The organism is Leclercia tamurae (assembly GCF_025566055.1).
Lineage (GTDB): Bacteria > Pseudomonadota > Gammaproteobacteria > Enterobacterales > Enterobacteriaceae > Enterobacter > Enterobacter tamurae.
In genome coordinates this window covers 77496-99142 of the sequence record NZ_JAMHKS010000061.1, presented here as the reverse complement: position 1 = coordinate 99142, position 21647 = coordinate 77496, and the positions used below count along the sequence as shown (strand labels likewise).

General features: G+C 57.3%; 16 protein-coding genes. 6 read left to right on the top strand and 10 right to left on the bottom strand.

From position 1 onward, the window contains the following. Nucleotides 1–273: 273 nt before the first annotated feature. The 3 genes from argH to argC all read right to left on the bottom strand — a co-directional run bounded on the left by argH (nucleotide 274) and on the right by argC (nucleotide 3513). Nucleotides 274–1647 carry an argininosuccinate lyase gene (gene argH / locus M8318_RS02430; protein ID WP_262660875.1) on the bottom strand — a complete coding sequence of 458 codons (1374 nt, stop codon included), beginning with the start codon at nucleotides 1645–1647 and terminating at the stop codon, nucleotides 274–276. A gap of 78 nt (nucleotides 1648–1725) precedes the next feature. Next, on the bottom strand, nucleotides 1726–2502 hold the full coding sequence (gene argB, locus M8318_RS02425; protein ID WP_262660874.1) for an acetylglutamate kinase: 777 nt from the start codon (nucleotides 2500–2502) through the stop codon (nucleotides 1726–1728). A 6-nt stretch (nucleotides 2503–2508) separates the two neighbouring features. Further along, a complete protein-coding gene (gene argC, locus M8318_RS02420; protein ID WP_262660873.1) occupies nucleotides 2509–3513 on the bottom strand; it encodes an N-acetyl-gamma-glutamyl-phosphate reductase in 1005 nt (334 codons plus the stop codon). Between the two features lie 88 nt (nucleotides 3514–3601). Here argC and argE point away from each other — a divergent pair, with 88 nt between their 5' ends. From argE to M8318_RS02405, 3 genes are all read left to right on the top strand, one after another. Continuing rightward, the gene (argE, locus tag M8318_RS02415) at nucleotides 3602–4753 is read left to right on the top strand and encodes an acetylornithine deacetylase (RefSeq protein WP_262660872.1); all 1152 of its coding nucleotides are present in this window, start codon (nucleotides 3602–3604) and stop codon (nucleotides 4751–4753) included. Nucleotides 4754–5000: 247 nt separating this feature from the next. Next, nucleotides 5001–7652 carry a phosphoenolpyruvate carboxylase gene (gene ppc / locus M8318_RS02410; RefSeq protein ID WP_262660871.1) on the top strand — a complete coding sequence of 884 codons (2652 nt, stop codon included), beginning with the start codon at nucleotides 5001–5003 and terminating at the stop codon, nucleotides 7650–7652. Nucleotides 7653–7754: 102 nt separating this feature from the next. Continuing rightward, the gene (locus M8318_RS02405; protein ID WP_262660881.1) at nucleotides 7755–8603 is read left to right on the top strand and encodes a helix-turn-helix transcriptional regulator; all 849 of its coding nucleotides are present in this window, start codon (nucleotides 7755–7757) and stop codon (nucleotides 8601–8603) included. On the opposite strand, the gene M8318_RS02400 is transcribed toward M8318_RS02405, so the two are convergent. The 5 genes from M8318_RS02400 to M8318_RS02380 are packed head-to-tail and all read right to left on the bottom strand — an operon-like array spanning nucleotide 8590 to nucleotide 13541. Beyond that, a complete protein-coding gene (locus M8318_RS02400) occupies nucleotides 8590–8934 on the bottom strand; it encodes a PTS fructose-like transporter subunit IIB (RefSeq protein ID WP_408612144.1) in 345 nt (114 codons plus the stop codon). The genes M8318_RS02405 and M8318_RS02400 overlap by 14 nt on opposite strands. Nucleotides 8935–8936: 2 nt before the next feature. Continuing rightward, nucleotides 8937–9812 carry a [formate-C-acetyltransferase]-activating enzyme gene (locus M8318_RS02395; protein WP_262660869.1) on the bottom strand — a complete coding sequence of 292 codons (876 nt, stop codon included), beginning with the start codon at nucleotides 9810–9812 and terminating at the stop codon, nucleotides 8937–8939. Next, complete coding sequence (locus tag M8318_RS02390; RefSeq protein WP_262660868.1) at nucleotides 9778–12075, bottom strand: formate C-acetyltransferase; 2298 nt, start codon at nucleotides 12073–12075, stop codon at nucleotides 9778–9780. Before M8318_RS02390 ends, M8318_RS02395 begins: the two co-directional genes overlap by 35 nt. A gap of 51 nt (nucleotides 12076–12126) precedes the next feature. Then, nucleotides 12127–12447 carry a PTS fructose-like transporter subunit IIB gene (locus tag M8318_RS02385; RefSeq protein ID WP_262660867.1) on the bottom strand — a complete coding sequence of 107 codons (321 nt, stop codon included), beginning with the start codon at nucleotides 12445–12447 and terminating at the stop codon, nucleotides 12127–12129. Nucleotides 12448–12461: 14 nt separating this feature from the next. Next, on the bottom strand, nucleotides 12462–13541 hold the full coding sequence (locus M8318_RS02380) for a PTS fructose transporter subunit EIIC (protein ID WP_262660866.1): 1080 nt from the start codon (nucleotides 13539–13541) through the stop codon (nucleotides 12462–12464). A 314-nt stretch (nucleotides 13542–13855) separates the two neighbouring features. Here M8318_RS02380 and ptsP point away from each other — a divergent pair, with 314 nt between their 5' ends. The 3 genes from ptsP to gldA are packed head-to-tail and all read left to right on the top strand — an operon-like array spanning nucleotide 13856 to nucleotide 18150. Then, entirely contained in the window at nucleotides 13856–16357 is a 2502-nt protein-coding gene (gene ptsP, locus M8318_RS02375) for a phosphoenolpyruvate--protein phosphotransferase (protein WP_262660865.1), read from the top strand. A 14-nt stretch (nucleotides 16358–16371) separates the two neighbouring features. Then, on the top strand, nucleotides 16372–17034 hold the full coding sequence (fsa, locus tag M8318_RS02370; protein ID WP_262660864.1) for a fructose-6-phosphate aldolase: 663 nt from the start codon (nucleotides 16372–16374) through the stop codon (nucleotides 17032–17034). A gap of 12 nt (nucleotides 17035–17046) precedes the next feature. Continuing rightward, on the top strand, nucleotides 17047–18150 hold the full coding sequence (gldA, locus tag M8318_RS02365) for a bifunctional L-1,2-propanediol dehydrogenase/glycerol dehydrogenase (RefSeq protein WP_262660863.1): 1104 nt from the start codon (nucleotides 17047–17049) through the stop codon (nucleotides 18148–18150). Nucleotides 18151–18259: 109 nt separating this feature from the next. Here the strand turns inward: gldA and katG are convergent, their stop codons facing one another. After that, nucleotides 18260–20431, bottom strand: a complete 2172-nt coding sequence (gene katG, locus M8318_RS02360; protein ID WP_262660862.1) for a catalase/peroxidase HPI — start codon at nucleotides 20429–20431, stop codon at nucleotides 18260–18262. Between the two features lie 144 nt (nucleotides 20432–20575). After that, nucleotides 20576–21466 carry a methylenetetrahydrofolate reductase gene (gene metF, locus M8318_RS02355; protein WP_106995794.1) on the bottom strand — a complete coding sequence of 297 codons (891 nt, stop codon included), beginning with the start codon at nucleotides 21464–21466 and terminating at the stop codon, nucleotides 20576–20578. Nucleotides 21467–21647 lie beyond the last annotated feature (181 nt).

The following is a 21647-nucleotide window of genomic DNA, read 5'->3' as shown; positions in this document are numbered from 1 at the left end:
CACGATAGTTCATGGCGATAGATAGCATAGCAACGAACGATTATCCCTATCAAGCATTCTGTTGAATAATGCATCACAGAGACGAGGCGGTACTGATTACCCTTGAAGTCCTGTCCCGTCTTACGAGTTTCACTCAAAACTCGAACAACTAAAGCCAACGTGAACTTTTGCGGACCCTATGGTCCGCATTTTTTTTGCGTAAAAAAGCCCAGCTCGGGGCTGGGCTTCAGTACGTAGGCCGGGTAAGCGAAGCGCCACCCGGCGTTTCAACCGTCATACCAGGCGGTTTTTCGCATCCACAATCGCCTGCGCGACCTGCTTCGGCGACACGCCACCTTTGGCCGCACGCTTATCCAGACAGGATTGCAGCGCCAGGATCGGATAGACATCATCGCCAATCACGCTGCTGAATTTCTGCAGGTCGGTCAGCGGCAGATCTTCCAGCGGTTTGCCCTGACGAATGGCTTCTACCACCGCTTCACCGACAATATGGTGCGCCTCACGGAACGGCACACCTTTCGCTACCAGGTAATCCGCCAGCTCGGTGGAGTTAGCGTAGCCTTGCTGGGCCGCTTCCTGGCAACGCGGACGTTTCACCTGAATGCCGTCCAGCACCAGCGCCGCCATATGCAGACAGTCCAGCCAGGTGTCGAGCGCATCGAACAGCCCTTCTTTGTCTTCCTGCATATCTTTGTTGTAGGCCAGCGGGAGCCCTTTCAGGGTCATCATCATGCCGGTCAGGGCACCCTGCACACGGCCACACTTGCCGCGGATCAGCTCCAGCGCATCCGGGTTTTTCTTCTGCGGCATCAGGGAGGAGCCAGAGGTCACACGGTCCGACAGCTCAACAAAACCGGCTTCACCAGAGTTGAAGAAGATCAGATCTTCGGCAAAGCGCGACAGGTGCACCATACCGATAGAGGCATTGGAGAGCAGCTCCAGCACGTGGTCACGGTCGGAGACGCTGTCCAGGCTATTGCGGGTCGCCGAGGCAAAACCCAGCCAGCCGGCGAGCTGTTCACGGTCGATTTCGTAGGCGGTGCCCGCCAGCGCGCCGCTGCCCAGCGGGCTTACGTCAAGGCGCTTCAGGGTATCCTGCAGACGGCTCTCATCACGGGCCAGCATCTCAACGTAGGCCAGCGACCAGTGCGCAAAGGTGACAGGCTGGGCGCGCTGCAGGTGGGTATAACCCGGCATCACCGCATCCTGATTGTTGTGCGCGGTTTCCACCAGCGCGCTCTGCAGCTGACGGTTCGCCGCCAGCAGTTCCACCACGGTATCTTTACACCACAGCTTGAGGTCGGTGGCCACCTGGTCGTTACGGCTCCGGCCGGTGTGCAGCTTTTTACCTAACTGGCCGACTTTGTCGATCAGTTTGCCTTCCACCCAGCTGTGAATATCTTCGGCGTCGCTCTCAAGGATCTGCTGCGGGTTCAGACGCACCTCTTCCAGCAGGTTGTTCAGCGCCTCTTCCAGCTGCACCTGTTCGTCTGCGGTCAGTACGCCTACGGTCACCAGCGCTTTGGACCAGGCCACAGAGCCGACGATATCCTGTTCGGCCAGGCGGTAGTCGAAGCGCAAAGAGTCGTTGAACTGTTTGAACCGTTGATCCGCTGCCTGTGTAAAACGCCCACCCCAAAGTGCCATAACATGCTTCCTTAATATCTTTGAATTTCATTGCCCGGTGGCGCTGCGCTTACCGGGCCTACAAAAACCACGAATCGATTACGCCAGAATACGCGTGCCGATCGGCGTGCCGTTAAACAGCGCCGGCAGTTGCTCGGCATGGCGCCAGGAGGCGATATCCACCGGACGACCGAGCGTGCGGGCAGCATCCAGCGCTGCATTCACTTTCACAATCATGCCGTCGGTAATGATGCCCTGCTCGATCAACTGCTCGGCCTTCGCCGCGGTCATTTCCGCAATGCGCTGGCCTTTGCCGTCCAGAATACCGCTCACGTCAGAGAGCAGGATCAGGTCTGCGCCCAGCGTCGCCGCCAGGGCAGTTGCCGCCTGGTCAGCATTGACGTTCATCAGCTCGCCCTCTTCGGTGACGCCGATAGAGCTGACCACTGGCAGAAAACCGCCATCCAGCAGCGTATTAATCAGTTTTGGTGAACCCGGCTGCGCCAGCCCTACATGGCCAAGCTCTTCGTCGAGCTGGGTCACCTTGACGCTGTCGCCATCGCCAAGGTAGAGACCCACAGAGGCGATATGGTGTTTCTTCGCCCAGGCCAGCAGGGTTTTGTTTGCCGTACCCGCCAGCGCACCGGTAATGATGTCGATCTGGTCGGCAGGCGTAACGCGCAGGCCGTTCTTCTTTTTAACCGGCAGGTTCAGGCCTTTCATTAATTCATCGACCACGCAGCCGCCGCCGTGAACAATCACCAGCGGGCGTTGATGGGATTCGCGATAGTTAACCAGCGCGGTAAACAGACGCTCCAGCGCCTCTTCGCTGTCCAGCAGGACACCACCAAGCTTGATAATTAATGGGTTCATCATCACACCTTAAATAAGAGACTGCGTTTCAGCATAGCCAAAACGAATATTTGCGCACTGGATTGCCTGAGCGGCAGCGCCTTTCAGCAGGTTATCTTCTGCGGCCACCACAATCAGATGCTCGCCCTGCACGGCAAAGCCGATATCGCAGAACGGCAGACCCACCACGTTTTTCAGCGCCGGGACGCCTTTGTCATACAGACGCACCAGCGGTTTATCCGCATAGGCCGTCGTGAAGACCGCATTTACCTGGTCTTTGGTCACGCCCGGCTTCAGGCGGCAGGTGATGGTTTCGAGGATCCCGCGCGGGAAACTGCCCAGATGCGGCGTAAAGATGACGTCCGTACCCAAGTGAGTGGTGATTTCCGGGTGATGACGGTGATTGAACACGCCATACGGCTGGAGGCTCACTTCGCAGAAGCTGTTGGAAATCGCCGCTTTGCGCCCGGCTCCGCTCACGCCGCTGGTGGCGTTGATCACCGGCCACTGGTTCAGATCCAGCAGGTTTGCATCGATCAACGGCTTCAGGGAGAGCTGCGCCGCCGTCGGGTAGCAACCCGGCACCGCAATCAGGTTCGCTTCTTTCAGCGCATCGGCGCTCCACTCCGCCAGACCGTATACCGCTTTTTCAAGCAGCTCCGGGTGCTGATGGGTGAAACCATAGTATTTTTCATAGAACGCGGCGTCGTTCACCCGGAACGCACCGGAGAGATCGAACACCACGCAACCGGCGGCCAGGAACTGCGGCGCCAGGTTGTGGCTGACTTCGTGGGCGGTGGCTAAAAACACCACGTCCACGCAGTCGGTAAACTCGCTGATATCCGACATTGGCTGCAATGGCAGATCGATAATCCCTTTAAGTTGCGGATGTAAATCGGAAATTAACTTTCCTGCATCATTGCTTTGCGCTGAGACAGTCAAAGCGGTTATGGTCATATGAGGATGGCGATTCACGTAGCTTACAAGCTCTGCGCCCGCATAACCGCTAGCGCCTACAATCAGCGTATTCAACATCGGGTTCCTTTATGCTCAACGTTAATGTATTTTTATTCACATTTATTGCATGAATATTGATACTATCACGACCTAAGGTGTGTCAACAATGAAAATGAATTTACCGCCATTTATCGAGATCTACCGCGCCCTGATTGCCACGCCGTCCATCAGCGCAACGGAAGAAGCGCTGGATCAGAGTAATGAGACTTTAATCAATCTGCTGGCGGGATGGTTCAGCGATCTCGACTTTAAGGTGGAGGTTCAGCCGGTCCCGGGAACCCGGAATAAATTTAACCTGCTCGCCAGTACCGGCCAGGGTGCCGGCGGTCTGCTGCTGGCGGGACATACCGATACCGTGCCTTTTGACGATGGTCGCTGGACGCGCGATCCCTTCACCCTGACCGAGCACGACAACAAGCTCTACGGGCTGGGCACCGCCGACATGAAAGGCTTCTTCGCCTTTATCCTCGACGCGCTGCGTGATGTGGACGTGAAAACACTGAAAAAACCGCTCTATATTCTGGCGACCGCCGACGAAGAGACCAGCATGGCGGGCGCGCGCTACTTCTCTGAAAACACCTCGATTCGCCCGGATTGCGCCATCATCGGCGAGCCCACCTCCCTGCAACCGATCCGCGCCCATAAAGGCCATATCTCCACGGCGGTGCGCGTGCTGGGCCAGTCCGGCCACTCCAGCGATCCGGCGCGCGGCGTCAACGCCATCGAGCTGATGCACGACGCCATTGGGCGCATCATGCTGCTGCGCGACGAGCTGAAAGAGCGTTATCACTACGAGGCGTTCACCGTGCCGTATCCAACGCTGAACCTCGGTAGCCTGCACGGCGGCGATGCCTCCAACCGCATCTGCGCCTGCTGCGAGTTGCATATGGACATCCGCCCGCTGCCGGGCATGACGCTGAGCGATCTCGACGGCTTGCTGAACGAAGCCCTGGCCCCGGTGAGCGAACGCTGGCCTGGCCGTCTGACGGTCTCTGAACTGCATCCGCCGATCCCGGGCTACGAGTGCCCGCCGGACCATCAGCTGGTCGAAGTGGTGGAAAAACTGCTGGGCGAAAAAACCGACGTGGTGAACTACTGTACCGAAGCGCCGTTTATTCAGACTCTCTGTCCGACGCTGGTCCTCGGTCCGGGCTCCATCAACCAGGCCCACCAGCCGGATGAGTACCTGGAAACACGCTTTATCAAACCGACCCGGGAGTTAATTACGCAGGTTGTGCATCACTTCTGCTGGCATTAATGACTGCTCCCCTCTCTCACGGGAGGGGAAAAATCTCATGATCTTCGTCACACTCTCATAAGCATCTCTTATCTGACGCAAAGCCAATTAAATTTCGTAAATTGCCCGCATTTATTCGTTTGCTGAACCGTTTTCGCAGCAATTGACGACGGGGGTTTTACGTGGCTTTATAAAGGGAGATGACAAAATAATGTCCGTTAGATGTCTGGCCGGGCATAAACAAAAATGATGGGGTGACTGGGTTTTTATGAACGAACAATATTCCGCGTTGCGTAGTAATGTCAGTATGCTCGGCAAGGTGCTGGGAGATACCATCAAGGATGCGTTGGGCGAGAACATTCTCGATCGCGTTGAAACAATCCGTAAACTGTCTAAATCTTCCCGTGCCGGTAACGAAGCCAATCGTCAGGAGCTGCTCACCACGCTGCAGAACCTCTCCAACGACGAGCTGCTGCCCGTTGCCCGTGCCTTCAGCCAGTTCCTTAATCTGGCGAACACCGCCGAGCAGTACCACAGCATTTCGCCGAATGGCGAAGGGGCCAGCAACCCGGAAGTGATTGCCCGCACGCTCAGAAAACTCAAGGACCAACCCGATCTCAACGAAGCGACGATTAAAAAGGCCGTCGAATCTCTGTCCCTGGAGCTGGTGCTGACCGCCCACCCGACCGAGATCACCCGCCGCACCCTGATCCACAAAATGGGTGAAGTAAACAACTGCCTCAAGCAGCTGGATAACAAAGAGATTGCCGACTACGAACGTAACCAGCTGATGCGCCGTCTGCGCCAGCTGATTGCCCAGTCCTGGCACACCGATGAAATCCGTAAGCACCGCCCAAGCCCGGTTGATGAAGCCAAGTGGGGCTTTGCGGTGGTGGAAAACAGCCTGTGGGAAGGGGTGCCTAACTACCTGCGCGAGCTGAATGAACAGCTGGAAGAGAACCTCGGCTATCGCCTGCCGGTGGATTTTGTGCCGGTGCGCTTCACCTCCTGGATGGGCGGCGACCGCGACGGCAACCCGAACGTCACCGCAGAAATTACCCGTCACGTCCTGCTGCTGAGCCGCTGGAAAGCCACCGACCTGTTCCTGAAAGATATTCAGATTCTGATTTCTGAGCTCTCAATGGTCGAAGCCACGCCAGAGCTGCTTGAGCTGGTGGGTGAAGCCGGTGCAACCGAACCTTACCGCTTCCTGCTCAAAAATCTGCGTGGCCAGCTGCTGGCCACTCAGGCCTGGCTGGAAGCGCGCCTTAAGGGCCAGCGCCTGCCGAAACCTGCCGGTCTGCTGAGCCAGAACGAGCAGCTGTGGGATCCACTGTACGCTTGTTATCAGTCACTGCAGGCCTGCGGAATGGGCATCATCGCCAACGGCGAGCTGCTTGATACCCTGCGCCGCGTGAAGTGCTTCGGCGTGCCGCTGGTGCGTATCGACGTGCGTCAGGAGAGCACCCGCCACACCGAGGCGCTGGGCGAACTGACCCGCTATCTCGGCATTGGCGACTACGAAAGCTGGTCAGAAGCCGACAAACAGGCCTTCCTGATCCGCGAGCTGAATTCCAAACGCCCTCTGCTGCCGCGGAGCTGGGCGCCAAGCGAAGAGACCCGCGAAGTGCTCGACACCTGCAAAGCGATCGTCGATGCGCCGAAAGGATCGGTAGCGGCCTATGTGATCTCGATGGCCAAAACCCCGTCCGACGTGCTGGCGGTTCACCTGCTGCTGAAAGAAGCGGGGATTACCTTCGCCCTGCCGGTCGCGCCACTGTTTGAAACCCTCGACGACCTGAATAACGCCAACGACGTGATGACCCAGCTGCTGAACATCGACTGGTATCGCGGCTTTATCCAGGGCAAACAGATGGTGATGATTGGCTATTCCGACTCTGCAAAAGATGCGGGCGTGATGGCCGCCTCCTGGGCGCAGTACCAGGCTCAGGACGCGCTGATCAAAACCTGTGAAAAGGCCGGGATTGAACTGACCCTGTTCCACGGTCGCGGCGGTTCGATTGGCCGTGGCGGTGCCCCTGCTCATGCGGCCCTGCTCTCGCAACCGCCGGGCAGCCTGAAAGGTGGCCTGCGTGTAACCGAGCAAGGGGAGATGATCCGCTTCAAGTATGGTCTGCCGGAAGTGACCATCAGCAGCCTGTCGCTCTACACCAGCGCGATCCTCGAAGCGAACCTGCTGCCACCGCCGGAGCCAAAAGACGCCTGGCGCCATATCATGGACGAGCTGTCGGATATCTCCTGCGATATGTATCGCGGCTATGTGCGCGAAAACAAAGACTTCGTGCCTTACTTCCGCTCGGCGACGCCAGAGCAGGAGCTGGGCAAACTGCCGCTGGGTTCACGTCCGGCAAAACGTCGCCCGACCGGCGGGGTTGAGTCCCTGCGTGCTATCCCGTGGATCTTCGCCTGGACGCAGAACCGCCTGATGCTCCCGGCCTGGCTGGGTGCCGGTGCCGCGCTGCAAAAAGTGGTGGAAGACGGCAAGCAGAACGAGCTGGAATCCATGTGCCGCGACTGGCCGTTCTTCTCCACGCGCCTCGGCATGCTGGAGATGGTGTTCTCGAAAGCCGACCTGTGGCTGGCGGAATACTACGATCAGCGTCTGGTGAAACCCGAACTGTGGACGCTGGGCAGCGAGCTGCGCGAGCTGCTGGAAGACGACATCAAGGTGGTGCTGGCTATCGCCAACGATTCCCATCTGATGGCCGATCTGCCGTGGATTGCCGAGTCTATCCAGCTGCGTAACATCTACACCGACCCGCTGAACGTGCTGCAGGCAGAGCTGCTGTACCGCTCGCGTAAAGCGGAAGAAGAGGGTCTGGAGCCGGATCCACGCGTGGAACAAGCGCTGATGGTCACCATCGCGGGCGTTGCGGCGGGGATGCGTAACACCGGTTAACCCGCTGTGCCGGGTGGCGCTTACGCTTACCCGGCCTACAAAGGGCTTCATCCAGGCCCGGCAAGCGCAAGCGCCGCCGGGCAATTTCTCGGTATTAACGCCATGCAACACGATATCAGCCACATCCTGACAGACCTGATTGGCGACCCAACGCTGCTGCATCATGTCCGTTTTGCCAGTTGCCATTCTCCAGCCCCTGCCCTTGCGTTACAGGTTGATTTTCCTCGGCTTGAGATCGTGCTTGAGGGCGTCGTTGAGGACTGTGCCGCACCTGCTTTACAGCAGTACGATATTCTGTATGTTCCCGCTGGCGGCTGGAATTTTCCTCGCTGGCAGCAACCTGCGACAACGCTGAGTATCCTGTTTGGCAAACAGCAGCTCGGCTTTAGCATCCTGCAATGGGACGGCGTAGCGCACCGCAACCTGGCTAAGCAACACGTCGCCCGTCGCGGACCACGCATTGGATCTTTTTTGCTGCAAACGCTGCATGAAATGCAGATGCAACCCCAGGAGCAGCAGACCGCGCGTCTGATCGTCGCCAGCCTGCTGAGCCACTGCACCGACCTGCTTGGCAGCCAGATTCAGACAGCATCGCGCAGTCAGGCGCTGTTCGACGCCATTCGCACCCATATTGATGAATATTATGCCTTACCGCTTACCCGGGAATCGGTGGCCCAGGCGTTTTATATCTCGCCCAACTACCTGTCTCATCTTTTTCAGAAAACCGGCGCGGTGGGCTTTAATGAGTATCTGACGCATGCCCGGCTTGAGCATGCACGCCAGTTGCTTAAGGGCTATGATCTGAAGGTAAAAGAGGTCGCGCATGCCTGCGGATTTGTCGACAGCAACTATTTTTGTCGGCTGTTTCGTAAGAACACGGAGCGTTCTCCGTCAGAGTATCGTCGCCAGTATCACAGCCAGTTGACTGGCAAGACCGTTACGCCAGAATAAGCTGTGTGTGCTGAGGCGCGGATAATAACTTTCGCACCGCGATCATCACTTTTTGCGGGTCACGCAGAAAGGCATTAATACCGCATTTCACATAGCGGCACTGTTCAAAACGTTCGCTACCCGCCAACTCAATATCGGTAATCAATAGCGCCAGATCGGCATGGCGGATATCCTCTTCCGTCAGTGCGCATTCAATCCCTAACGCCCCCTGGGTTTCAATACGGATAACCCAGTTCTCTAGCTGGCAAAGTTTTTCCAGACGTTCAGCGGCCATATAGGTGTGCGCTACGCCGCTGACACAGGCCGTTACCGCGACTAGCTGTCGTACCATCATTAACCTCCCAGGGTAACCTGAAACCCTGCCCGTTCAGCCAGCACGCGTATGGCGGCAATCTCATCAGCATCAGGCGTAGCGACCTGGCTCATTGTCCACGGATGCCCAAGCAGTCGGTACTTTGGTTCGCCATATTGATGAAATGGCAGTAGATGCAGTTGCCGTATCCCTGAGGGTATCAGAAATTCCAGCACGCGCGTGATGTTGGCGGGGTGCAGCGTGTAACCCGGGATAAGCGGAACGCGAGGGATGACGTTAACCCCTTCTGCCACCAGGCTGCGCAGATTGTCCAGCACGCGGGGCTGATTCATATTTACCACCGCCCGCGCCTGCTCTGGTGCCATTATCTTCAGGTCAAACAGCACTTCATCGCACTGCTGCGCCAGGGGTAGCAATCGCGACAACGGCGCATCACCCGCTGTTTCTATCGCGGTATGTACGCCATAACGGCGCAACCGCTGCAAAAAACGGGTGGCGAAAGGCGCCTGCATCAGTACCTCACCGCCTGAAAGAGTGACACCACCACCAGAAGAGCGAAAGAATACATCGTCTTTCATCACCTCTCGCTCCAGTTCGTTCAGCGTTACATCCCGGCCAATCCGCTCAAAAGCCCCCGAAGGGCATTCGTCGGCATCGCGCAAACAGGGCGTGCAGTGCAGGCATTTGCTCTCCCGGCGCACGGTTTCGATTTTAGATGACATAGATTCAGGATTGGCGCACCACGGGCAGGTATGCGGGCACCCTTTAAAAAAGACGACGGTACGAATACCGCGCCCGTCATTCAGGGAGTAACGCTGGATATTGAAGATGCGCGCCACATCAGGGCGCGTATCAATGACCTCACAGCTGATGCGCGGTGCGGCGGATAATGTCATCCTGGATCTCCTTCGACAACTCGACAAAGAAGGCGCTGTATCCGGCAACCCTGACCACCAGGCCGGCAAAATCCTGTGGGTGCTGCTGAGCTTCACGCAGCGTATCGGCATTCACCACGTTGAACTGAATGTGCTGCAATTTAAGCTGGGTAAACGCACGCAGAAAATCGGCCAACTTTTGCAGCCCGGCATCGCCTTCCAGCGTCGCCGGGGTGAATTTCACGTTGAGCAAGGTGCCATTGGAGAGCAGATAATTATCCAGCTTACTCACCGATTTCAGTACCGCTGTGGGCCCCTGCATATCCTGACCGAGCATCGGCGAGAGCCCACCATCGGCAAGCTGTTCACCCGCCAGACGACCATCTGGCGTGGCGCCTACTACGACACCCAACGGAACGTGTGCCGATACCGTGTACGAGCCAGGCGTGAATTGCCCCCCGCGCGGATTGCGATATTTCTCGACCTCTTTGCAGTAATGGCGCAGCAATTCCGCGCTGATGTTGTCGACATCGTCGATATCATTACCATATTTATCGAAGCGGTTGATCAGCCGCGCCCGGATTTTTTCACCCTCCGGGGTGGCAAAATTAGCCTTTAGTACCGCCAACAGTTCATCAAAGCTTAAGCGTTGCTGCTCAAAGACCATTCCTTTCAGCGCATGCAGCGAGTCGCTCAGGTTGGCGATGCCAATCCCCTGCACGCCAGAAAAATTGTAGCGCGCGCCGCCGTCGGTGATCTCTTTCCCCTTCTCTAAGCAATCGCTGATAAAGGAGGAGAGCAGCGGCACCGGCGCCCAGTCCCGATGGCCGATATCGCAGATATTGCTCCCCTCGACCATCAGCGCGATGTAATAGTTTATTTTGGTGCGGATATCCTCGAGCAAACCTTCATAGCTCAGCCCGGTATTGCCTTCGTTTTCCTGCATGGCGATTTCCATCACTTTCAGCAGGTTAAACATGGCGATATCGTGCAAACCGTAGGTTTTACCCGGAATGGAAAGCTCAACGCAGCCGACAACCGCGTAATCCCGGGCATCTTCCAGCGACACGCCACGATTCAGAAAGGCAGGCACCACCACTTCGTCGTTAAAAATCTGTGGGATACCGGTACCGAGGCGGATAGTTTCCGCCGTTTTCAGCAGAAAAGGTCTGTCGATCAGCTCGTTTATTCGAACCCCAAGATTGGGTTGCGGCAGCTGAACGCTCTGGTAGGCGTCCAGACAGAGAAATGACAGTACGTTCACCGCGCTGCGGCCATTTTCGGTCAAGCCGCCTAACAGCGCGGTATAACCGGTCGGGAAGCCTGCGAAATAGCGGGCGCTGCTGGTTGAACGTAGCAGCACCACGTCGTTGCATTTCACCCACAGTGATTCCAGCAGCTCTTTCAAAAAGGCCGCATTTTCGCCCTGGGTCAGCGAGGCCTGATAGAACGGCAGCATATACTGGTCAAAGCGGCCAACAGAGAGCGAGCTGGCATTGGATTCATACTGCAAAATAACGTTCATATACCAGAACAGCTGACACGCCTGCCAGAAGGTTTGCGGCTTATGCTGGGCGTTATGACGGGAGATGCTGGCGATAGTCAGTAGCTCCTGACGCCGCTCGGGATCGGGGCAATTTTCCGCCATCTGTTCCGCCAGCAGCGCATAGCGCAGGACGTGGCGCTGAGAAGCTTTCAGCAGCAGCAGAGCGGCCTGGTAAAAGGTGTTCTGAGGATCCCGCGCGCAGTGTTCATGCATCTGCGCTACCAGCGCGCCTAACCCGTTGTTCAACAAGCGCGGGTAGTCGATGATGATGTGTCCCTGGCCTTTATCCGTCTGGTTAATGCTGAATATCTGCGTCCCGACGGCGGTTTTAACCTCATCAGTCATCTGGCTGTTGATGAAGTCTTTCATCGAACGCTTTTTCCAGTAGGGATAGAGTTGCTCGCGATAGATGTGTTTATCGTGCTCGCTGATTTCAAAGCGGTCCTGCGGGCGGAAGGGGAACTGGTCCAGCTCTTTCAATAGCCAGTAGGGATCCATTTCCGGTGACATAATCCCCGCGCGCGGTTTCACCGTGCGGTTACCGGCGATCAACTCTTCATCACGAATCGCGATCTCCACGTGGTCAAGAATATACGCCGTCGCTTTTGCCCGACGGATCATCACCGGTTCGCCTTCCGTTTGTTGATGACTGGCGGTGTAAAGCAATGCACGTTCGAGTGAGATTTCTCGCGGGTTAGCAAACAGCGCGTCTTTCAGGCGTTGGATACGGGTCGTCATGAAGGGACTCCAGTAAAGTAAAACAACCCCGCCCGGCAGGGCGGGTGGCGATCAGGCAGTTTGCGCCAGATGCGCATCAATTTTGTTCATAATGGCTTCGGCGCGCTTTACCGCGTCGCTGATGTTGACGCGAACGATGGTTTTACCGGTGAAGCGCTCTTCAAATTTGATACCGATATCTTTGGTGAGAATGACGATATCCGCCGCCGCAATCTCCGCAGACGTGAGCTCGTTCTCCAGACCAATCGATCCCTGCGTTTCGACTTTAACTTCCCAGCCTTTCGCTTTCGCTGCGCTTTCAAGCGCTTCCGCAGCCATGTACGTGTGCGCCACACCGGACGGACAAGCAGTTACAGCAACAATTCGGGCCATGTTCTCTTCCTCACTCAGTTAATTTCAAAATCCAGATCCAGGTCGTCCTCTTTTTGCGCGACCTGAGGGGGGTTTTTACGCGCCAGGCTCTTCAGCACATTGACGCTCACTGCCGTCACCACCGCACCGACCACAATCGCACCGATATAACCCAGCTTGCCTTCCACAACCGGCAACACAATCAGGCCGCCCCACCCGGCGTAACATTGCGCCCCAAGCACTGCCACAGTCGCGGTGCCACAGACGGAACCCAGCATGATGGAGGGAATAACCCGCAGAGGATCGGCGGCGGCGAAGGGAATTGCCCCTTCGGTGACGCCAACACAGCCCATCACCAGTGCTGCTTTCCCGGCTTCACGTTCTTCTTCAGTGAAATTTTTACGGTTAATTAGCGTTGCCAGGCCCAGCCCCAGCGGCGGAACACAGATGCCAACCGCGGCAATCGCCACGACGCTATACACGCCCTGCGCCACACAAATCAGCATGAAGGCATAGGCAACCTTATTAATGGGCCCACCCATATCGAAGGCCAGCATCAGCCCCATGATCGCCGCCAGCACGAGGATGCTTCCCTGCTGCATACCCTGCAGCCACTGGGTTAAGCCGGAGGTGAGCGCGCCAACAGGTTCACCCAGCCCCCACATCATGATGCCCGCCGTTATAAAGGTGCCGATGATGGGAATGATGAAGATGGGCATGACGGAGCGCAGAACTTTCGCCACCGGCAGCTTCTTCAGGTAGTAAACGACGATACCGCCCAGAACCCCGGCAATAATCGCCCCGAAGAAGCCAGCGCCGAAGCTGTTGCCAACCCAGGCGGCAATGGCACAAGGCGCAAGCGCAGCGCGCTCTGCGATGGAGTACCCAATATAGGCGGCAAGGAAGGGCACCATCAGCGTGAGCCCGGCCACGCCGATATCAAACAGTTTTTTCAGATTGGGATCGGTCGCGGCATCCGGCACCGCGCCCTTGCCATAGAGCATCACTGATATCGCCAGTAAAATACCGCCCGCAACGACAAAGGGGATCATATGCGATACCCCTGTCATCAGATGCTGCCGTGTGTTTTTAAGAATCTGCACCAGTTCTTTCATCGGTCGCTCCCGGGCTCTGTTTGACCCAAATCCATAAAGATGTTGTGGCAAACAATAGGCAATCCGACAGGGCACAGACAGTGGATAAAAACGCCATTTACTGGATTTTTGTAATGTAGACAGAAAAATGCGATCCGCCTCGTAATTTCACACCCTTTAAGCTTATCCCCGATAAACAGCGAGCTGTGAGCAAGCTCTCACTTCCTTCCAGACATTACATTTGTCCAGTTTTTGGCAGAATTGTCACATGGTGCCTCTCCTCATAACGCCCGTATGCTGGTGGTAATGTATGACTCAGGATCTCAGGAGTGGTTATGGCTCTGGTGGTGGAATTTACCTGCGACTTGCCCAATGGCGTTCATGCGCGCCCAGCAAGTCACGTTGAAACGCTGTGTAATTCTTTTACGTCACAGATAGAGTGGCACAATCTGCGTAGCGGCCGAAAAGGGAGCGCCAAAAGCGCGCTGGCGCTGATTGGCACCGACACGCTGGCAGGTGATGCTTGCCGTCTGGTTATCACAGGCCCAGATGAACAGGAGGCGCATCAGCATCTTGAAAGGTGGCTCAAAGAGGAGTTTCCTCACTGTGATACCCCACTCGCTGTCGCCATCTCTACCGATCTGGCCCCGCTTCCTGAATCCCTGACGCGCCTTAATCCAACGCTGTTTCGTGCGCTGGCGGTCTGCAGCGGCAGTGCTCAGGGAACATTGAGACGACTGGCCTCTCTCGATCTCACTGCGTTAACCGATTTACCTGCTGCGGGAACCCAGGAAGCGGAGCAGTCGGCGCTGGATAATGGCCTGACGCTGCTGGTTAAAAGCATCGAGCTGCGTGTACTGGATAGCGACAGTACCGCCAGCGCCATTCTGGAGGCGCATCGCTCACTGGCAACAGACTCCTCGCTGCGCCAGCATCTTCTGGCAGGCGTCAGTAAAGGGCTAAGCTGCGCTCAGGCGGTAGTGGAAACCGCCAGCCATTTTTGCGCTGAATTTTCCCGCTCCAGCAGCAGCTATCTTCAGGAGCGCGTGCTTGATGTACGCGATGTTTGTTATCAGCTGTTGCAGCACATCTACGGCGAGCAGCGCTTTCCAGCACCAGGCCAACTGACGCAACCAAGTATCTGTCTGGCAGACGACCTTACTCCCGGCCAGTTTCTCGAGCTCGATAAAACGCTGCTGAAAGGGCTGCTGTTAAAAAGCGGCGGCACAACCTCACACACCGTTATTCTTGCACGTTCCTTTAATATCCCGACGCTGGTAGGCGTTGACAGCGAAAACCTGCTTCAGTGGTGCAGCCAGCCGGTATTTATCGATGGCAACGCCGGGGCGGTAGTGGTTAACGCCAGCGAAGCGGTTGTACGTTATTACCAACAGGAAGCACGCGTTCAGCAGGCGCTGCGCCAGCAGCAAAGTATCTGGCTGAATCAGCAAGCGAGAAGCGCTGACGGCCTGCGTATTGAGGTGGCCGCTAATATTGCTCATGCGATTGAAGCCCAGGCAGCCTTTGGCAACGGCGCAGAAGCCATCGGCCTGTTCCGAACCGAAATGCTGTATATGGATCGCACCAGCGCGCCGTGCGAAAACGAGCTGTACAATATTTTTTGCCAGGCGCTGGAGAGTGCAGGCGAACGCAGCATTATCGTGCGCACCATGGATATCGGCGGCGATAAGCCGGTGGATTATCTGAATATCCCGGCAGAGAACAACCCATTCCTTGGCTATCGCGCGGTACGTATTTACGAAGAGTACGCCGTCCTCTTCACGACCCAACTGCGGGCGATCCTCCGCGCATCCGCTCACGGCAGCCTGAAGGTTATGATCCCGATGATCTCCTCAATGGAGGAGATCCTGTGGGTCAAAGAGAAGCTCGCCGAAGCAAAACAGCAGTTGCGCGGCGAACAGATCCCCTTTGATGAAAAAATCCCGCTCGGCATCATGCTGGAAGTGCCGTCGGTGATGTTCATCATCGACCAGTGCTGTGAAGAGATTGATTTCTTTAGCATTGGCAGCAACGATCTGACGCAATATCTGCTGGCCGTGGATCGTGATAACGCCAAAGTTACCCGCCACTACAACAGCCTGAATCCCGCATTTTTACGCGCACTGGATTTTGCAGTGCAGGCAGTCCATCGTCAGGGGAAATGGATTGGTCTGTGCGGCGAACTGGGCGCCAAAGGCTCGGTCTTGCCGCTGCTGGTCGGCCTGGGGCTGGATGAAATCAGCATGGGTTCCCCCGCGATCCCGGCAACCAAAGCCCGCCTCGCTCAGCTGGACAGCCGCGCCTGCCGCCAGCTGCTTAACCAGGCGATGAATTGCCGCACCTCACTGGAAGTTGAACACCTGCTGGCGCAGTTCCGCATGAACCAACAGGATACGCCGCTGGTTACGCCGGGCTGTATCTCGCTGGATAACGACTGGCGCAGTAAGGAAGAGGTGCTGAAAGGCATGACTGACAACCTGCTGCTCGCCGGGCGCTGCCGCTATCCTCGCAAGCTGGAGGCCGATCTCTGGGCGCGGGAAGCGGTATTTTCTACCGGCCTCGGCTTTAGCTTCGCCATCCCGCACAGCAAATCTGAACATATTGAACAGTCGACCATCAGCGTCGCCCGGCTGCCTGCCCCGGTAAAGTGGGGCGATGAAGAAGCGCAATTCATCATTATGCTCACGCTCAATAAACATGCCGCAGGCGATCAGCATATGCGCATCTTCTCACGCCTGGCGCGCCGGATTATGCACGAAGATTTCCGCAGCGCGCTGGTCAACGCCAGCTCCGAAGGGGCCATCGTCGCCCTGCTGCAACATGAATTAGAACTGTAAAACGAGGAAGAGTGATGGAACTGTATCTGGATACCGCCAGTGTGGCGGACGTTGAACGCCTTGCCCGTATCTTTCCCATTGCCGGTGTGACCACCAACCCGAGCATTATTGCCGCCAGCGGTGAATCCGTCTGGGATGTCCTTCCGCGTCTGCAGAAGATCGTAGGCCCGGAAGGCACGCTGTTTGCCCAGACCATGAGCCGTGACGCCGCCGGGATGGTTGCCGAGGCCCGACGCCTGAACGCCACGTTCCAGGATCTTGTGGTCAAAATCCCGGTAACCGCAGAAGGCCTGGTCGCCATCAAAACGCTAAAAAAAGAGGGCATCACCACCCTCGGCACCGCGGTTTACAGCGCCGCCCAGGGTTTACTGGCCGCGCTGGCCGGAGCGAAGTACATCGCGCCGTACGTCAACCGCGTAGATGCCCAGGGCGGCGATGGGATCCGCACGGTGCAGGAGCTGCAAAGCCTGCTGGAGCTGCACGCGCCAGAGAGCATGGTGCTGGCCGCCAGCTTCAAAACCCCACGTCAGGCGCTGGACTGCCTGCTCGCCGGATGTGAAGCGATTACTCTGCCGACTGATGTCGCGCAACAAATGCTCAATACACCCGCGGTAGAGTCAGCCATCGACAAGTTCGAGCAGGACTGGAAAAACGCGTTTGGTAACCTCAACCTCTAAGGGAGACATGATATGGACCGTATTATTCAATCACCCGGTAAATATATTCAGGGTGCCGATGTGCTCACCCGCCTCGGCGATTATCTCAAGCCGCTGGCGGTACGCTGGCTGGTGGTAGGCGATAAGTTTGTACTGGGTTTTGCCGAAGAAACGCTGCGTCAGAGCTTTGAACAGGCCGAACTCTATGTCGAAATTGCACCGTTCGGCGGCGAGTGTTCACAGAACGAGATCGATCGCCTGCGTGAGCTGGCCAAAGGGGCCGATTGTCAGGCGATCCTCGGCATTGGCGGCGGTAAGACGCTGGATACCGCCAAAGCGCTGGCGCACTTTATGGACGTCCCGGTCGCGATCGCCCCAACCATTGCCTCTACCGATGCGCCCTGCAGCGCGCTTTCCGTTATCTATACCGACAGCGGCGAATTCGATCGCTACCTGATGCTGCCGCACAACCCGAACATCGTAATTGTGGATACGAAAGTCGTGGCAGGTGCCCCTGCCCGCCTGCTGGCCGCCGGGATTGGCGACGCGCTGGCGACCTGGTTTGAAGCCCGGGCCTGCTCCCGCAGCGGCGCGACTACCATGGCGGGTGGCAGGTGCACCCAGGCCGCGCTGGCGCTGGCTGAGCTGTGCTACACCACGCTGGTGGAAGAGGGTGAAAAAGCGATGCTGGCAGCGGAGCAGCATGTGGTGACCCCTGCCCTTGAGCGGGTCATTGAAGCTAATACCTATCTCAGTGGCGTTGGTTTTGAAAGCGGCGGCCTGGCGGCGGCGCACGCCATTCACAACGGTCTGACAGCCATCCCGGATGCTCATCATTATTATCACGGCGAGAAAGTGGCGTTTGGCACCCTGACCCAACTGGTGCTGGAGAATGCTCCGGTGGAAGAGATCGAAACCGTGGCGGCGCTGTGCCGCAGCGTGGGGCTGCCGATTACGCTGGCGCAGCTGGCTATCACTGCCGATATCCCCGCCAAAATGCGCCTGGTGGCGGCCGCGTCGTGCGCGAAAGATGAAACCATCCACAATATGCCGGGCGGTGCGACACCGGAGCAGGTGTATGCGGCCCTGGTGGTTGCCGACCAGTATGGCCAGCGTTTTTTACAGGAATGGGAGTAGCCTTCATGCCCGGCGGCGCTGCGCTTGCACGGGCCTACAATCCGTAGGCCGGGTAAGGCGAAGCCGCCACCCGGCAAAAAAATCCCCGCCGAAGCGGGGATTTTCCTGTTTACAGCAGATCAAACCGGTCGAGATTCATCACTTTCACCCATGCCGCGACAAAGTCCGTCACGAACTTCTCGTGGGCATCACTGCTGGCGTAAACCTCGGCCAGGGCGCGCAGCACGGAGTTGGAACCAAACACCAGGTCGGCACGGCTCGCCAGATACTTCACGTCCCCGCTCACGCGGTCGCGGCCTTCAAACAGCTCGCTGGATTCATCGGTAGCCTTCCACTGCGTGCCCATATCCAGCAGATTGACGAAGAAGTCCGTGCTGAGTACGCCCACGCGATCGGTAAAGACCCCGCTCTTACCGCCATCGAAGTTAGCGCCCAGCACACGCAGCCCGCCCAGCAGCACCGTCATCTCTGGCGCGGTCAGGGTCAGCTGCTGCGCTTTATCAATCAGCAGCGATTCGGTGGTCGAGACGTCGATTGCTGCCCGGTAGTTACGGAAGCCATCGGCAACCGGCTGCAGCAGCGTAAACATGCCGATATCAGTCTGATCCTGTCGCGCGTCAACCCGGCCCGGCGTAAACGGCACGGTGATGTTTACGCCAGCGGCTTTGGCCGCCTGCTCAACACCCACCACACCGGCCAGCACGATGATGTCCGCCAGCGACGCTTTATGCGCCGATTTATAAATGCCTTCCAGCACCGGCAGCACGCGCGCCGCTACGGCGTTGACATCCCAGCTGCGCTGCGGGGCCAGCGCCAGACGGGCACCGTTGGCCCCGCCACGCTTATCGCCACCGCGGAAGGTGGACGCCGAGGCCCATGCCACCGACACCAGCTCGCTGGCCGACAGCCCGGAAGCCGCAATATCCGCTTTCAGACTTTGAATATCTTCCGCGGTCGGGTGGAAGAACGGCTGCGGCAGCGGATCCTGCCAAATCAGCTCTTCTTTCGGCACTTCAGGCCCGATATAACGCGCAATTGGCCCCATATCGCGGTGGGTCAGTTTGAACCATGCCCGGGCGAAGGCTTCGTTAAAGGCCTGCGGATCGTTGAGGAAACGACGGGAAATCTTGTCGAACTCCGGATCGAAACGCAGCGTCAGGTCGGTAACCAGCATGGTCGGTTTACGTTTTTTCGACGGGTCAAACGGGTCGGGCATGATTTCCGGCGCATTCGACGCTTCGAACTGGATGGCACCTGCCGGACTGCGGGTCTGCACCCAGTCGTATTTGTACAGGTTCTCAAAGAAGTAGTTGCTCCACTGGGTCGGCGTCTGGGACCAAATCACTTCCAGACCGGAGGTAATGGTGTCGGCACCAAAACCGCTGCCGTGGGTGCTGGCCCAGCCAAGGCCCTGCGCTTCAAGCGGGCCGCCTTCCGGATCGATACCCACATGGGTCGCTTCCCCGGCACCGTGGGTTTTACCCAGCGTATGACCCCCGGCGATCAGCGCGACGGTCTCTTCATCGTTCATCCCCATGTTGCCGAAGGTGGCGCGGATCGCCGCCGCCGCAGACAGCGGTTCACCGCTGGCGTTTGGCCCTTCCGGGTTGACGTAGATCAGCCCCATCTCGGTGGCGCCAACGGCACTTTTCGCCAGGCTTTCCGGATGGCGGTGCTCAAGCCAGGCTTTTTCATCACCCCAGTTCACATCCAGATCCGGTTCCCAGACGTCTTCACGCCCGGCACCAAAGCCAAAGGTACGGAAGCCAGAGTTCTCCAGCGCCACGTTACCGGCAAGAATAAACAGGTCGGCCCAGGAGATTTTCTGGCCATATTTTTGTTTGATCGGCCACAGCAGACGACGCGCCTTATCAAGGCTGACGTTATCCGGCCAGGAGTTGAGGGGAGAGAAACGCTGTTGGCCGCGCCCCGCGCCGCCGCGCCCGTCCACAGAGCGGTAGGTCCCGGCGCCGTGCCACGCCATACGAATAAACAGACCGGCGTAGCTGCCCCAGTCTGCAGGCCACCAGGGCTGGGAATCGGTCAGCAGGGCTTTCAGATCGCCTTTCAGGGCAGAGTAATCTAACTTGCTGAATTCTTTGCGGTAGTTAAAATCTTTGCCTAGCGGGTTGGAACGTTCGGAATGCTGGTTGAGAAGGTCGATACGAAGCTGTTTGGGCCACCAGTCCCGGCTGTTGGTGCCGGCACCTGCGCTCTTGTCATAACTGCCCTGATGGAAAGGACACTTACCTGAAGTCTGGTTCTCGTCGGACGTACTCATCGCTCTGCTCCCTCTATGGTTTTATCGTTAGGATATACACCACCGGCAACAAGAGATAATTGAAACCATCCACAGATTTGATAGTTAATACCGTCGATATCTGCCTGATATATAAAAGCCCTCCTGTTTATGAGGGCTTCGTCGTTACAGACCCGGGCGAACCCCCAGCGTATGGCAGATCGCGTAGCTCATTTCGGCGCGGTTAAGGGTATAGAAATGGAAATCTTTCACCCCTTCGCGGCTTAAAATCTTCACCATGTCCATGGCGATGTTGGCCCCCACCAGCTTGCGGGTTTCGGCGTCATCGTCCAGACCTTCATACATCTTCGCCATCCACAGCGGGATACGCACGTTGGTCATGTCGGCAAATTTCTTCGCCTGCTTAAAGTTGGAGACCGGCAGAATACCCGGAATAATTTCAACGTCGATACCGGCGGAGACGCAGCGGTCGCGGAAGCGCAGGTAGCTTTCGACATCAAAGAAGAACTGGGTGATGGCGCGGTTGGCACCGGCATCCACTTTACGTTTCAGGTTGAGCAGATCCGCCTGTGCGCTTTTCGCTTCCGGATGCACTTCCGGGTAAGCCGCCACGGAGATGTCGAAGTCGCCCACCTCTTTCAGCAGCGCCACCAGATCGGTCGCGTACATATCCGGCTTACCGCTGCCCGGCGGCAGGTCGCCACGCAGGGCCACGATATGGCGGATGCCGTTGTTCCAGTAATCCTGGGCAATGGTGCGCAGTTCGTCGCGGGTGGCATCGATACAGGTCAGATGTGGCGCGGCTTCCAGACCGGTACGATCCTTAATGCCTTTAATGATGCTGTGCGTACGGTCGCGCTCGCCGGAGTTGGCACCGTAGGTCACCGAAACGAATTTCGGCTTCAGGCTGCTCAGGCGATCGATAGAGGCCCACAGGGTCTGCTCCATTTCACTGGTGCGCGGCGGGAAAAATTCAAAAGAGACGTTAATCTGGCCGTTTACTTCAGCCAGGCTCTGATTCAGGGCTTCCCGCTGGTTGGCGTGAAAAAAGCTCATACCTTACCTCATCAATCGCGTGTCGTTGTTTTGTTGTGTTCGAACTTCTATACGTTTAGACGTCCAGATGTAAAAATGACGGAAAAGCCGACTGGCGTCAACTGAAAATATCATCATTGAAGGTGAGGAATGCTCAGGAAAGATGAAAAAAGTTCATGGTGGGGACGACTTTTCCCTCTCC

Excerpts from the sequence above, each read along its gene's own strand:
- metF (WP_106995794.1), bottom strand. The coding sequence starts at position 21,466 with ATGAGCTTTTTTCACGCCAACCAGCGGGAAGCCCTGAATCAGAGCCTG.
- M8318_RS02400 (WP_408612144.1), bottom strand. The coding sequence starts at position 8,934 with ATGGTACGACAGCTAGTCGCGGTAACGGCCTGTGTCAGCGGCGTAGCG.
- argE (WP_262660872.1), top strand. The coding sequence starts at position 3,602 with ATGAAAATGAATTTACCGCCATTTATCGAGATCTACCGCGCCCTGATT.
- argB (WP_262660874.1), bottom strand. The coding sequence starts at position 2,502 with ATGATGAACCCATTAATTATCAAGCTTGGTGGTGTCCTGCTGGACAGC.
- M8318_RS02380 (WP_262660866.1), bottom strand. The coding sequence starts at position 13,541 with ATGAAAGAACTGGTGCAGATTCTTAAAAACACACGGCAGCATCTGATG.
- M8318_RS02395 (WP_262660869.1), bottom strand. The coding sequence starts at position 9,812 with ATGACATTATCCGCCGCACCGCGCATCAGCTGTGAGGTCATTGATACG.
- katG (WP_262660862.1), bottom strand. The coding sequence starts at position 20,431 with ATGAGTACGTCCGACGAGAACCAGACTTCAGGTAAGTGTCCTTTCCAT.
- M8318_RS02385 (WP_262660867.1), bottom strand. The coding sequence starts at position 12,447 with ATGGCCCGAATTGTTGCTGTAACTGCTTGTCCGTCCGGTGTGGCGCAC.
- M8318_RS02390 (WP_262660868.1), bottom strand. The coding sequence starts at position 12,075 with ATGACGACCCGTATCCAACGCCTGAAAGACGCGCTGTTTGCTAACCCG.
- fsa (WP_262660864.1), top strand. The coding sequence starts at position 16,372 with ATGGAACTGTATCTGGATACCGCCAGTGTGGCGGACGTTGAACGCCTT.
- argC (WP_262660873.1), bottom strand. The coding sequence starts at position 3,513 with ATGTTGAATACGCTGATTGTAGGCGCTAGCGGTTATGCGGGCGCAGAG.
- ptsP (WP_262660865.1), top strand. The coding sequence starts at position 13,856 with ATGGCTCTGGTGGTGGAATTTACCTGCGACTTGCCCAATGGCGTTCAT.
- ppc (WP_262660871.1), top strand. The coding sequence starts at position 5,001 with ATGAACGAACAATATTCCGCGTTGCGTAGTAATGTCAGTATGCTCGGC.
- M8318_RS02405 (WP_262660881.1), top strand. The coding sequence starts at position 7,755 with ATGCAACACGATATCAGCCACATCCTGACAGACCTGATTGGCGACCCA.
- gldA (WP_262660863.1), top strand. The coding sequence starts at position 17,047 with ATGGACCGTATTATTCAATCACCCGGTAAATATATTCAGGGTGCCGAT.
- argH (WP_262660875.1), bottom strand. The coding sequence starts at position 1,647 with ATGGCACTTTGGGGTGGGCGTTTTACACAGGCAGCGGATCAACGGTTC.